Here is a 12,978-nt window from a genome sequence, read left to right as displayed (position 1 = left end):
GCCATGCCTCTCAACCGTCGGACACTGATCGCCGCCAGTCTTTCCATCACCTTCGCCCTCGCGCCGTTGACGGGCGTCTTCGCCGCATCGCCGGCGCCAGCCAAGGGCGAGCACGGCATGGTGGTGACGGCCCAGCATCTGGCGTCCGAAGTCGGTATCGAGGTGCTGAAAAAGGGCGGCAATGCTGTCGATGCGGCGGTTGCCGTCGGCTATGCGCTCGCCGTCGTCTACCCCAATGCCGGCAATATCGGCGGCGGCGGCTTCATGACCATCCGCTTCAAGGATGGCAAGTCGACCTTCCTCGATTTTCGCGAGCGGGCGCCGCTGGCGGCGACAAAAACCATGTATCTCGACAAGGACGGCAACCCGGTGAAGGGGGCCAGTCTCGACGGCTATCTTGCGGTCGGCGTGCCGGGTTCGGTGGCCGGTCTGGAGATGGCCCGTGAAAAATACGGCAAATTGTCCCGCCAGGATCTGATGGCGCCGGCAATCGGCTACGCCAAGGACGGGTTCATCCTCAACCAGGGCGACGCCGCCTCGTTTGCCGGCAGTGCCGACAGGCTGGCGAAGGACCCCGCGGCCGCGGCGATATTCCTGAAACCCGACGGCAAGCCCTATGGCATCGGCGAGCGGCTGATCCAGCCCGACCTCGCGGCGTCGCTCGCAACCATTTCCGAAAGGGGGACGGATGCCTTTTACAAAGGCGCCATCGCCGATGCCATCGTCAAGGCGAGCGGCGCCAAGGGCGGCATTCTCGCCAAACCGGATTTCGAGCAATATGCGGTGCGCGAACTCAAGCCCGTGACCTGCACCTATCGCGGCTACGAGATCACCTCCTCGCCGCCGCCCAGCTCCGGCGGCGTCATCATCTGCGAAATCCTCAACGTTCTGGAGGGCTATCCCTTGTCCTATCTCGGTGCCGGTTCGGCCGAGACGGTCCACGTCATGATCGAGGCGATGCGCTACGCCTATGTCGACCGCAATTCCGCGCTCGGCGATCCCGATTTCGTCGACAATCCGGTCTCGAAATTGCTTGATAAGGCCTATGCCAAGGATATCCGCGACAAGATCGACCCGTTCCGGGCCGGCGTGTCGCAGGATCTGATGCCGAAGGGCTTTGGCGAAAGCAAGGAGACGACGCATTATTCGATCATCGACGATGAAGGCAATGCGGTCGCGGTCACCTACACGCTGAATGGCTCCTTCGGGGCCGGCGTCGTCGCCGACGGCACCGGCATCCTGCTCAACAACGAAATGGACGATTTCACCCAGAAACCCGGCGTGCCCAATCTCTACGGCCTTGTCCAGGGCGAGGCCAACGCCATCCAGCCGAAGAAGACGCCGCTGTCGTCGATGAGCCCGACCGTGGTCGCCAAGGACGGCGAACCGTTCATGGTCATCGGCAGCCCGGGTGGCTCGCGCATCATCACGATCACGCTGGAAGCGATCGTCAATGTCATCGACCACGGCATGAACATCCAGGAGGCGATCGACGCGCCTCGCATCCACCATCAATGGCTGCCCGACAAGGTTTATGTCGAGCCGTTCGGCCTGTCGCCGGACACAGAAAAGCTGCTGGCCGGCATGGGATATCACCTCGATCTCGCTGACCAGACCTGGGGGCAGGCGGCCGGCATCCTGGTCGGCGGCAAGAGCCTGGCGGAAATCGAGAAGGGCGGCGGCGCGCGCTTCAACGGCGCCATCGACAGCCGCGCGGCCTCTGGCGAGGCGCTCGGATACTGATAGCTCGGAGGAAAAGCCTGGTGCAGCGTGGCGAGTCGGGTTGATCGCCCGCTGCTCAAGTGGATCGGCTCACACCGATGCGACCGTCACAAGACCAGCGTGAGGGTGGACGCAACCAGCATCAAGGCGGCAATGCCGACGAACAGCGCATAGATACGCGGCCGGTCGAGCAGCAGCGCGTTTCCGGATATCCAGGCGGACGTGGCGCCGCCAAGCGCGAAGAGGAAGCCGTTGCGGTGCCCGAAGACCATCGATGCGGCCATCAGCCCTCCAATGATCAGCGCACCGAACACGATGATCACGGCAACGGCATATCTCTCGAAATCATTGCCGCTTCCCATGCTCGGGCCGATTGCGTTCAAGGTTGGCAGATCGTCCGGATCGAAAGGGTTCGTCGACCCGTATTCGTCTTGACCGGCAGGCTCTCGCATCATTCATTCTCCGTATAGCGGCAACAAACCATCAAGCCTTGCCGAGCGCAACCCGATCGCACTCCCTTCAATGCGTTTGGTACGGTCTTCTACACCTTCTGGCGACGACCGCCGCCGGTTTTTTGATTCGTTGCCTTTTCAGGCAATCCAATCCAGAGCGCGCCGGCCCGAAGGCGGTCGTGGCACCATCATCCTGGAATGCATTCGTGGAGGAAAAATGATGCGGGACGTGGATTGCGCTTCGCGGGCAGCGATTTTCGGCGAGCGGGACGTCGCACGCCCACCGTGACGGTGCGAATCGTCTTGCCGCCATCCGGACGGAGGACAGGACCGCGTCGAATCGCGGCTCTGGACGCGCGTCGTCACAGGTTCATGCGGCGCGCTTCAGATCCTGCATGCCAGATCACTGCCAGCCGAGGCAGCCGAGCGGCATGCATCAGAACTTCATGCTGAGGCTGCCCTTGATGACGCGGCCTTCGCCATAGATGCAGCTGAGGTCGGCATTGCTGCCGGCCTCATAGCAGGTCGAATAGTAGGTCTTGTCGAACAGGTTGGAGACATTGAGCGCTGCCTGCCAGCCATTCTTCTTGTAGCGCAGTGCCGCGTCGACCAGCGTGTGGCCGGGCACGTCAACCGTGTTCGTATTGTCACCGAAGCTGGCGCCGATATAGCGCACGCCGGCGCCGACGCTCAGGCCCTCGAGCACGCCGCTGCCAACCTCATAATTGGCCCACAGCGATGCCTGGTGTTCCGGCACCCTGGCCGGGCGGTTACCGATGACGGCGGCGGCATCGCTGGTTATCTCCGCGTCGAGATAGGTGTAGGCCGCCGTCATGCTGAGGCCGGAAGCCAGATCTGCGTTGGCCTCGATCTCCAGGCCGCGATGGCGGACTTCTCCGGTCTGGACCTGGTAGACGGGATTGGCTGCTGCCGTCGGCACATTGGTCTTGCGCAGGTCGAACAGCGAAGCGGTGATGAAGCCGGGGAAGAAGGTCGGCTCGTATTTCAAGCCGACTTCATACTGCTTGCCCAACGAGGGCAGCAGCGCGTCTCCGGACTGGGTCGGGCCGATATTGGTGGTGAAGGATTCGGCATAGCTGGCGTAGGGCGTCAGGCCGTTGTCGAAGAGATAGCCGATGCCGATATTGCCGGTGAAGGCATGGTCCTTCTGATCGTAGCTGCCTGCACCGTCGAGTCGGTTGAAATTGGTGTGGTCGATCCAGGCCTGCCGGCCGCCGATTGTCAGGACCCAGTGGTCGGCGATCTTGGACTGGTTTTGTGCATAGAGGCCGACCTGGCCGATCGTCTCCACGCGATCCGTAATGATGAGGCTCGGCGGCGTGACAGGGATCGAGTAGTCCGGGTTCTGGGTGTCCAGCGGCGGACCCGCCCCGTAGCCGTTGCGCCCGTCGACCGATTGTCTGCTGTAATCCAGACCGAACAGCAGCTTGTTTTCGACCACGCCGAAGTCAGCCTTGTACTCGGCCTGGTTGTCGACGTTGAACAGCCTTGCCGTCTCATCCACGGTGAACAGCGTGCGCTGCACCGTATGTTCGTCTGCGCCGATGTATGGGCCGCCAAGCCACTCGCCAAAATAGAGCTGCCGGTAGTCGGTTTCCTGCTGCGAGTAGCGCAGGTTTTGCCGCACCGTCCAATGGTCGTCGAACTCATGGCTGAACTGGTAGCCGATCGAACCATGGTTGGCATCGAAGCGGTCGAAGTCGGGCGAGCCGGTGAAGAAATTGCGCGGCAGATTGCCATACTGCGCCGGCAGAAACTGATTCGTCGTCAGCCTGTCCCACTGGTAGTTGGCCAGGATGGTCAGCGAGGTCTGCGCATCCGGCTGCCACTTGAGCGCCGGCGCGACGAAGATGCGGTCGTTGCGGGAATAGTCGGTTTCGAGCGCGCCGTTGCGAACCAGGCCGGTCAGCCGGTAGGACCACACGCCGGCATCGTCGATCGGGCCGCCTATATCCAGCCCGGCCTCGACGGTGTTGAAGCTGCCATAGCTGAGGAAGCCGTCATAGATCGGCTTGTCAGTCGGCCGCTTGGTGACGGCATTGACCATGCCGCCAGCCTCGTTCTCGCCGTAGAGCACCGAGGATGGCCCCTTCAAGACTTCGATTCGCTCCAGCCCGTAGGGCTCGATCTTGAAGCCTGAGAAATCGATCACTTTCTGCGGCAGCCCGTCGCGATAGATCGCCGACGTGCAGAGGTCGAACCCACGAATCAGGCATTGGTCGAAGCGATCGTCGACGCCCCATGGCGAGATGGTGACGCCGGCGAGATAGGACAAGGCGTCCTCAAGCTGCCCTGGCTGGCGATCATCGAGCTGCTTGCGGGTCACCACCGAAATCGAGCGTGGAATTTCCTTCAGCGGCGTGTCGGTTTTCGAGCCGGTGGTGGTGTTTTTGGCGATGTAGCCGTCATCCGGTCCGACCGGGCTGTCGCTCTGTCCCTCGACATTGATCGGGTTGAGCTCGGTCGCGGCTTCCTGCGCAAGGGCCTGGGTGCAAAGCAGGGTCGAAAGCGATGCGACCACGAGGCCCCGGGTCCGGCTTCGCCGCCGCGCCGCACGATATGCACTCAACCGCATCTTGATACCCTCACTGCCCGCAATGCGCGCAGGACCGGTCCGCCTTGCGCCAATTTAAATTTGTTGACTCGGTTAGTCATCTTCAATGTTGACTATGGAAGTCATGTTTCATAGTCAACCGACCATCGGCTGCCGGCAGCCAGATTTTTGAATGCGTCGTTTTGGAGAAAACCCGTGCCTGAAATCCACACCCAGCCGGCTTTCCGCACAGGCGCTGCGCGATGATGGCAGCCCTTGAATCCCACAGGGCTGACCGTCTCCGAGGCCGGATCACCCGGCGCGGCGCGCTGGGACTTTTCGTTCTGCCCTTTGCCGCAATTGCATCGCCATCTGCCACGGCGAAACCGTTGCGCATCGTCTGCCTGGATGACGGCCTGGCCGAGACCTTGCTCATGCTCGGTGTCAGCCCGGTTGCCATTGCCGGTCGCGACATCTGGGAGACCTGGGTGGTCGAACCGCCGCTGCCGCCTGAGATCGCCGATGTCGGAACGCTGCTCGAACCCAATCTCGAATTGCTGCAGCAACTCAGGCCCGACATCATCCTGTCCATGCCGTATCTCGACGGCATCAAGCCGCTGCTCGAACGCGTGGCGCCGGTGACGACGATCGGGCTCTATACCGAGGCCGGGCAGCCCTATCAGCGCGCGCTCGAGGCGACGCGCCAGCTTGCCAGGCTTGTCGGCAAGGAAAGCGAAGGCGAAGCGCTGATCGCGGCGACAGATGCGTATTTTTCGGAAGTTCGCCGGCAACTGGCGCCGCTTTCGGCGCGGCCGATCTATGTCGTCAGCTTCATGGACCCGCGCAATGTGCGCGTCTACGGCAAGAAGAGTCTGTTTCAGGAGGTTTTCGATCGCATCGGGCTCGCCAACGCCTGGACGGCCGAGACCAATTATTGGGGGTTTTCGACCATTGGTATCGACGGGCTGGCGACATCCAGCGACGCGCGCCTCGCCTATCTCGAACCCTTGCCCGAGGGCGCGGGCGGCACGCTGACCGAAAGTCCGGTTTGGAACGCCATGCCTTTCGTGCGCAACCGCTCGATCATGCGTCTTCCCGCCGTCCATATGTTCGGCGCCCTTCCGTCCGCCACCCGTTTTGCTCGGGTCCTGGCGTCGGCGATAACCGGGGAGGCCGCCCGTGGCTGAGGATGCTGCGGCCATTGCCCGAGGGGGGAAGCATGCGTCGGCCGGCCGGGCCTCCGCGTGGAGCTTTTTCAGCAATCAGCCGGTAGGCGCGATCCTGCTTTGCGCGGTGCTGCTCGCGGCAGCGTCAGCGGCAACCGTCTCAAACCTCACCGTGCAGCTGCCATCGGCGCTCTGGCTCCAATCGCTCGCCGCCCCCGACATCGCCGACATGCGGCAGGTGCTCGTCCACTATGCTTTCCTGCCTCGGCTTGCCGTCAGCCTTCTGTGCGGTGCGGCGCTCGGGCTTGCCGGAACCGTCCTGCAGCAGGTTCTGCGCAACCCGCTTGCCTCGCCCGAAACGGTCGGCGTCTCGGCCGGTGCCTATCTGGCGCTGGCGCTGACGACGCTTCTGTCACCGTCGCTGCTTGCCTTCGGGCGCGAATGGGTGGCGCTGGCTGGCGCATTCGTCGCCCTTGCCGCCGTTTTCGCTCTGTCCTGGCACAAGGGCCTGTCGCCGCTTTCGGTGGTGCTGGCGGGGCTTGTGGTCAGCCTTTATGCCGGCGCCATCGGTGCCGCTCTCATTGTGCTGCGGCATGAATGGCTGGCCAGCCTGTTCATCTGGGGCGCCGGTTCGCTCGGCCAGCAGGACTGGTCGACGACGCTGTGGCTGTTGCCGCGCATCGGCACTGCTGCGCTTGCGATCTTCTTCATGGTGCGGCCACTGACCTTGCTTGGCCTCGACGATGAAGGCGCGCGCAGCCTTGGCGTGCCACTCGGCGCCTATCGCTTCGCCGGACTGGCGGCCGCCGTCGCGCTGATCGCGTTTGTCGTTGCCGCTGTCGGCGTCATCGGTTTCGTCGGCCTGGCCGCGGCGACGCTCGCGCGCATCGGCGGTGCCCGGCGGCTGGGCCAGCAACTGGTGATGGCGCCGCTGATCGGCGGGGCGCTGTTGTGGGCTGCCGACCAGGCCGTGCAGATCGCCACCGGGCCGCAAGGCGACCTGCTGCCGACCGGAGCGATTACAGCACTTCTCGGGGCGCCGCTGCTTCTCTGGCTGCTGCCGCGCCTTGCTCTTGGCTCGGAAGTCCCGACCTTGATGGCCGCGCGCCTGCCGCGCGCAAGCCGGCCCGGCCTTATGCTGACGGCGATCGGCCTGGCCTTGCTTTTGCTGCTCGGGCTGGCCCTGCTCTATGGACCGGGCCCGCATGGCTGGACCTTCGCCTTCGGCGACGAGCTGCAGCCTTTGCTGTCGTGGCGGTGGCCCCGCGTGCTTGCCGCGCTGAGCGCCGGGGCGATGCTGGCGCTTGCCGGGCTGATGATGCAGCGGCTGACCGGCAATCCGATGGCCAGCCCCGAAGTGCTTGGCATCAGTGCCGGTGCCGCGCTCGGCATGATGGTGGCGCTGTTTGCGCTCTCGGATGCCGGGCGCCCGGTTCAGACGGCGGCGGCAACCATCGGCGCCTTCGCCGCTTTGCTGGTGACGCTGGCGATCGGCCGTCGTGCCGCCTATGCGCCGGAGCGGCTGCTGCTCGCCGGCGTTGCTCTGACGGCCTTGTTCGACGCGCTGATCCTGGTGCTCACCGCCACCGGCGATCCGCGTGCCATGCTGCTGCTCAACTGGCTGACCGGTTCGACCTATGGCGTCGATGTCGGTGACGCCTTGCTCACCGGTGGCATCGCCGTCTGCCTCTTCGCGCTCGCGCCTTTCTTCATGCGTTGGCTCGACATCCTGCCGCTTGGCCCCGCCGCTGTGCAGGGCCTTGGCATTGACCTGAAGAGGACGCGGCTTCTCGTGCTGCTGGTGGTCGCGGCACTCACCGCAGCCTCGACCCTGATCGTCGGTCCGCTGACCTTCATCGGCCTGATGGCGCCGCACCTTGCCCGTCGCCTTGGCCTCTCCCGTGCGCTGCCGCAGGCCGTGGGCGCGGTGCTCGCCGGCGCGCTGATCATGGTCGCCGCCGACTGGGTCGGCCGCACCGCCATCTTCCCGCGCCAGGTCCCGGCCGGTCTCGTCGCCACACTGATCGGCGGCCCGGTGCTGATGTGGCTGCTGCGCCGCCGCTGACCGTTTTGCCCCTGGAGATATCCATGTCCAAGATATCCATGTCCAGCGCGACGCCAGCCCTGATCGCCGACACGACGGTCCACGATCTTGTTCCGGCGCAGGGCGGCGCCCCCTGGCGGATATTCCTGCATGTGCCGTCCGGGCCGGTGCCCGAGGCCGGCTGGCCTGTGCTCTACATGACCGACGGCAACGCCGTCATCGGCACGGCGGTCGACGCCATGCGCGCGCAGGCCTTCTATCCAACGGGCACCAATGTCGGCTGGGGCGTCATCGTCGCCATCGGCTATCCCGTCGACGGCGCCTACGACCCGCTGCGCCGCTCATGGAATCTCGGCCCGCCGCCGGGCAAGACCTATCCGCCCTTCTACGAGGGCACGCCCGAAGTCCGGACGGGTGGGGCAGCGGAGTTCCTTGCCTTCATCGAGGACGAGTTGAAGCCGTGGGTCGCCAGTCGGATCACGGTCGACGCTAGCCGCCAGGCGCTTTACGGCCATTCTTTCGGTGGTCTGTTTGCGCTCTATGCCCTGTTCACGCGGCCGTCTGCCTTCCAGACCTGGATCGCGGCGAGCCCCGCCATCTATTGGGAAGAGCGTGCCATCGACCGCTTTCTCGAAACCTTCGAGGCCGCCATTCCCGATGGTTTGGCGACGACCGTGATCCTGTCGGCCGGCGAGTACGAGACCGAGAAGCTGGCGCCGTTCCAGATTGGCGCCGAGGACGAGGAAAAGCGCCTGCAGCAGAAGAAGATAACACGCACCGACGAATTCGCGCGGGCAATGGCGCAGCGGCTTGATGCTCTCCCGGGAGTGCGCGCCAGCTTCGAACTGCATGCCGGCGAGAACCACATGTCGATCCTGCCGGTCACAGTCAATCGTGCGGTTCAGGCGGCGTTTGCGGTGAGGGAAAAGGATACCGCCCTTTGCTGAACGCTGCAGCAAGGCGCGTCGCGCTGTCATTCCTGTGAAGGGGAGGCGCTCAATCGGCGATAGGAGACGCCGCCGAAATTTGCCGTCACAAAATCCGTGACGGACATCTTGCGCTTGCCTCCGTCGCTGCAGGCGTAAACCGGCCAACCGGCATCGCTGCATTCGCTGGCAGCGCAGATGCGCGCCAGGCAGTTCCCGATAGTCAGCCGGAAGCCGCCCTTGCCGGCGAAGCCTTGCAACAGGCTGCCGTCTGCCGAGCGCCATGTCCGGGCACGGAATTCCGCCCGCAAAAGCAGTGGTTCGAGAGGGGCCGCAAGGTTGGTTTCGCCGGCTCGCCCCGCGAGCTGCAGACGGAAGCGCGCCATTGCGGTCGCGTATGCAGTCACAAGATCGGCTTGGCGAAAATAGGCGGTTGCCAGGCTTGAGCGGTCAAGCAGATGAGACGTCCACTCGCCTGCCCCTACCGGCCTCACCAAGGCAACAAAGGCAAGAAAGGCGAAGCAAGCTCGTGACATTTCCAGCAGCCATATCTGTCTCGGCGTGCCGGTTTGCCCCCCGGTTGCCCTCCCATAACATCCCGCCAATCGGCGCCCGGCGCAAGCCGCTTGCCAAGGCGGTTCAAAAGGCCGCCGAGCAAGGGCGCCTGGAGCCGAAGACGGTGACCCGCATCGACGAACCTGTGCGGGCGATGGCGAGGGGGTGGCGGTGTTTGCGGCAAGGGATCTTCATCAGCCCAAGGTTCCCTAGCCGATGCGAGCCGGCGGCAGCTCGAACAAAGTGGCGCCGTTCTCCCGGCCGCGCTCGACATAGCCGATAACGCCGAACCATCTTGCGACATCCGGCCCCTGCAGCCAGCTGCGCGAGTGGATGGCGAGGTTGCCGGCGAGCGCCTGGATGTGCCTGATATGCCGCTTGCAGAAACGGACGGTCGTGGCACGGAAGAAGTCCTCCCGTGCGGCGAACAGGGTGTCGGCGGCGTCGCTGTTCTCATGCCAGGCGACGATCGCCACGGCCTTGTCGCCCTCGACAAGCGCGTGCGCGCGGCCCTCCTTCAAATTCATCATCAGATTGTCGTAGGCGATCTTGCTGTCCTTGCCGGCAGCGACGTATTCGTCCGACATCCGCTTGGACAGACCGCGAAAGACATCCTCCAGATCCCCAAGCGTTGCTGCGCGTGCTCTCATTTCACCTCCTGCAGCCCCAACGGGCAGTTTGCCCTAGGGTTGAGGGGTGGCCAAGCAAATTAAATCCGTCGGCGGGCTAATGTGCGCAAAGTGATTCCAGGCGATGCAGGCGGCGACGCGACGGGGGTGCCCAGAATGGACCACGTGAAAATGGTGCCCAGAGGCGGATTCGAACCACCGACACGCGGATTTTCAGTCCGCTGCTCTACCAACTGAGCTATCTGGGCCTGTTCCGGCAAACGAAAACTCGTTGACCGGAATTCATCAAGGCGCCGTGGGGCGCCCTTGAAAGCGCGTGGGTTATAGCACGGGAATTCGGCCTGTCCAGCGCCTAGTGGGCGATTTCAGGCAGGAAAAGCGATGCCGTGCGGTGCCCCGGTTTCCATGCCGCTTGCAGGCCGGAATCGGGCACGGCATGGCACGATGCGGCCTTCGCCATCCCCTGTCCGTGCCGCTATTGCCGGCTGACATGCCGTGGCACTGCGTTCAGCCGGCGATCGAGGCGCACAATGCTTCGCGGCTCAGCCGCACCACTGGTCGCCACCGCCTATCTGACGCCGGTCACGCCGCGTCGAAAATCGGAGGGCGACATGCCGGCGAGCTTGCGGAACGACTTGTTGAAGGCGCTGAGCGAGCCGAAGCCCGAATCCATGGCGACGCGCAGCACATTGGCGTCCTGATGCATCAAAAGCGCCTGCGCATAGCTCAGCCGCAACAGGTTCACATACTCGTTGAGCGTCATGCCGGTGGATTTCTTGAACAGGCTCATTGCATATTTGGGATGGATGTCGGCGGCCGCCGCGATGTTCACGCAATCGATGTCGTAGAGGAAGTTTTCGGCGATGAAATCGCACATGCGTCCGACATTGCGCGACGATTGCTGGTCGAAGGGGCTGCCTGTTTCCTGGTCGGTCGGAGTTGCGGATACCAGCCGGTAAGGCTCGAACCGCACCCGCTCCAGCCGCAGCAGCAATTCGTTGACGGCATGTTCGGCCTTGGCCTGGTCGCCGGACCGGGCGTAGCGGTTCCAGCGCTCGAAATTATGGTTGTCGGACTGGTCGGTGGCTGATGTCACCAGTGTCGCGCCGGTCATCAGCCGGTGCCTTATATCCGTGGGCAGGTGCAGCCGGAAGAAATGCACCAGTGGCAGATGCGCCCCGGCATAGATGGCGTCGTCGGACAAATCGTCCATCTGGTGCGGCAGGCCACCCCAGAACAGGCACATCTCGCCGGCCGAAAGCGAAATCTCGTGGTCGTTCATGCGGTAATGCACGCTGCCGCGCACGATGAAATTTACCTCGACCTGGGCGTGCCAGTGCGGCTTGAGCATCACCAACGGATTGGTGTGAAACATCTGCAGGAGCAGCGGCAGGCCTTCCACGCTGCTGGCCCCAGGCTGGTAGAACGGCCGTTCAGGCATCTTACTTTCCGCCAATTTCATATTCCTTTTGACGGCGACAGGCCTTGCCCACTGCATAGTCTAGCCACGCTCACAGTGAGAGAGCAAATGAAATGGGAGGATTTCAATGCGCATCACAATGACCTGCGCCGCGCTCGCGCTTGCCTTGGGCTCAGCCCCGGCCTTCGCGCAATCCGGCGAAATCACCATCTGGAGCTGGAATGTCGCGGCTTCATCGCTGAAGGCGACCATTGCCGGCTTCAACAAGCAATTTCCCGACGTCAAGGTCACCGTCCAGGATCTCGGCAACCAGCCGACCTATGACAAGTCGATCGCCGGCTGCGCCGCCGGCGGCGTCGGGCTGCCCGACATCGTCACCGTCGAGAACGGTGAGGCCGAGAATTACTGGAGCCAGTTCCCCGACTGCTTCGTTGACCTGCATACGCTCGGCTACACAGCCGACGACCAGAAAAAGTTCCCCGATTTCAAGCGCACCGAGCTGGAAGTGGGCGACAAGGCCTATGCAATGCCGTGGGATTCCGGCCCGGTTGCCGCGTTCTATCGCCGCGATTTCTACGAAAAGGCCGGCGTCGACCCGGCGTCGATCAAGACCTGGGACGATTTCATCGCCGCGGGCAAGAAGATCCAGTCCGCCAATCCTGGCGTCTCGATGACCAATGCCGATTTCAACGGTGACTCGGAATTCTTCCGCATGATCTCCAACGAACAGGGCTGCGCCTATTTCTCCGAGGACGGACAATCGATCACGGTCAACCAGCCCAAATGCGTCGATGCCATGACCAAGGTCAAGGAGATGAAGGACGCCGGCATCATCTCGTCGGCCGACTGGGGCACCAAGATCACCAACAACACCGCCGGCACCGTCGCCACCCAGATCTATGGCGGCTGGTATGAGGGCACCATTCGCACCGAATCTGCCGGTGAAAACGGCAAATGGGGCGTCTATCTGATGCCGAGCCTCACCGCCGACGGGCCGCGCGCCGCCAATCTGGGCGGTTCCTCGCTGGCTATCACCTCGGTGTCGAAGAACAAGGAGGCCGCCTACGCCTATCTGAAATACACGCTCGGAACCAATGAAGGCCAGATCACGATGCTGAAGGAGTTCGGCCTGGTGCCGTCCCTGATCTCGGCGCTCAATGACCCCTACGTCTCGGAAGGTCTGCCCTATTGGGGCGGCCAGGCGGTGTGGAAGGACATTCTCGGCACCTTGCCGAAGGTTGTTCCGAGCCGCGGCACGCAGTTCCAGAGCGACGCCGAAATCATCGTCCGCGCCGTACAGACCAAGTATCTGGCCGGCGGCTACCCCGACGCCAAGACGGCACTCGACGACGCCGCAAGCCAGATCGCCGCGGCGACCGGATTGCCCGTCAAGTCGTGACCACCGGCGGGCCGAGTGATGCGTCCTGCGGGAACGTTGGCGCTGCCCCTCATCCCCCTGCCGGTGTCCAGCCGATAGATGGGTAACAGTTTGAACCGGATAGATAGGTAA

10 protein-coding genes and 1 tRNA gene are annotated in these 12,978 nt (G+C 63.6%); 5 read left to right on the top strand and 6 right to left on the bottom strand.

All coding sequences use genetic code 11. The features are described 5' to 3' along the window. Positions 1 to 3: 3 nt before the first annotated feature. On the top strand, positions 4 to 1,743 hold the full coding sequence (gene ggt, locus EOB80_RS26960; protein WP_127330838.1) for a gamma-glutamyltransferase: 1,740 nt from the start codon (positions 4 to 6) through the stop codon (positions 1,741 to 1,743). A gap of 86 nt (positions 1,744 to 1,829) precedes the next feature. On the opposite strand, the gene EOB80_RS26955 is transcribed toward ggt, so the two are convergent. Both EOB80_RS26955 and EOB80_RS26950 read right to left on the bottom strand, forming a co-directional pair. After that, positions 1,830 to 2,177 (bottom strand): hypothetical protein, encoded by a 348-nt coding sequence (locus tag EOB80_RS26955; protein WP_032808338.1) that lies wholly within the window; start codon positions 2,175 to 2,177, stop codon positions 1,830 to 1,832. Positions 2,178 to 2,610: 433 nt separating this feature from the next. Further along, entirely contained in the window at positions 2,611 to 4,716 is a 2,106-nt protein-coding gene (locus EOB80_RS26950) for a TonB-dependent siderophore receptor (protein WP_164762731.1), read from the bottom strand. Between the two features lie 401 nt (positions 4,717 to 5,117). Between EOB80_RS26950 and EOB80_RS26945 the strand changes: the two genes are divergently transcribed. The 3 genes from EOB80_RS26945 to EOB80_RS26935 are packed head-to-tail and all read left to right on the top strand — an operon-like array spanning position 5,118 to position 8,885. After that, positions 5,118 to 5,915: an ABC transporter substrate-binding protein gene (locus EOB80_RS26945; protein WP_245466451.1), complete on the top strand. Its 798-nt coding sequence runs from the start codon at positions 5,118 to 5,120 to the stop codon at positions 5,913 to 5,915. Further along, positions 5,908 to 7,959 carry a Fe(3+)-hydroxamate ABC transporter permease FhuB gene (gene fhuB / locus EOB80_RS26940; protein WP_127330834.1) on the top strand — a complete coding sequence of 684 codons (2,052 nt, stop codon included), beginning with the start codon at positions 5,908 to 5,910 and terminating at the stop codon, positions 7,957 to 7,959. The genes EOB80_RS26945 and fhuB overlap by 8 nt, the downstream gene beginning before the upstream one ends. A gap of 23 nt (positions 7,960 to 7,982) precedes the next feature. After that, positions 7,983 to 8,885, top strand: a complete 903-nt coding sequence (locus EOB80_RS26935; protein WP_127330832.1) for an alpha/beta hydrolase-fold protein — start codon at positions 7,983 to 7,985, stop codon at positions 8,883 to 8,885. Positions 8,886 to 8,911: 26 nt separating this feature from the next. Here the strand turns inward: EOB80_RS26935 and EOB80_RS35570 are convergent, their stop codons facing one another. From EOB80_RS35570 to EOB80_RS26915, 4 genes are all read right to left on the bottom strand, one after another. Further along, entirely contained in the window at positions 8,912 to 9,175 is a 264-nt protein-coding gene (locus EOB80_RS35570; RefSeq protein ID WP_245466450.1) for a hypothetical protein, read from the bottom strand. Positions 9,176 to 9,628: 453 nt separating this feature from the next. Continuing rightward, the gene (locus tag EOB80_RS26925) at positions 9,629 to 10,069 is read right to left on the bottom strand and encodes a hypothetical protein (RefSeq protein WP_127330830.1); all 441 of its coding nucleotides are present in this window, start codon (positions 10,067 to 10,069) and stop codon (positions 9,629 to 9,631) included. A 151-nt stretch (positions 10,070 to 10,220) separates the two neighbouring features. Further along, positions 10,221 to 10,296: transfer RNA gene (locus EOB80_RS26920), tRNA-Phe, on the bottom strand. 320 nt (positions 10,297 to 10,616) lie between these two features. Beyond that, positions 10,617 to 11,510 carry a helix-turn-helix domain-containing protein gene (locus tag EOB80_RS26915; RefSeq protein WP_206516848.1) on the bottom strand — a complete coding sequence of 298 codons (894 nt, stop codon included), beginning with the start codon at positions 11,508 to 11,510 and terminating at the stop codon, positions 10,617 to 10,619. An 85-nt stretch (positions 11,511 to 11,595) separates the two neighbouring features. On the opposite strand from EOB80_RS26915, the gene EOB80_RS26910 reads away from it, so the two are divergent. After that, entirely contained in the window at positions 11,596 to 12,867 is a 1,272-nt protein-coding gene (locus tag EOB80_RS26910) for an extracellular solute-binding protein (protein WP_127330826.1), read from the top strand. Positions 12,868 to 12,978: the final 111 nt, after the last annotated feature.

This window comes from Mesorhizobium sp. M7A.F.Ca.MR.245.00.0.0, assembly GCF_003997415.1.
Classification (GTDB): Bacteria; Pseudomonadota; Alphaproteobacteria; order Rhizobiales; family Rhizobiaceae; genus Mesorhizobium.
Note: the sequence above shows the minus strand (reverse complement) of the source record. Positions and strands in the feature narration are given on the sequence as shown.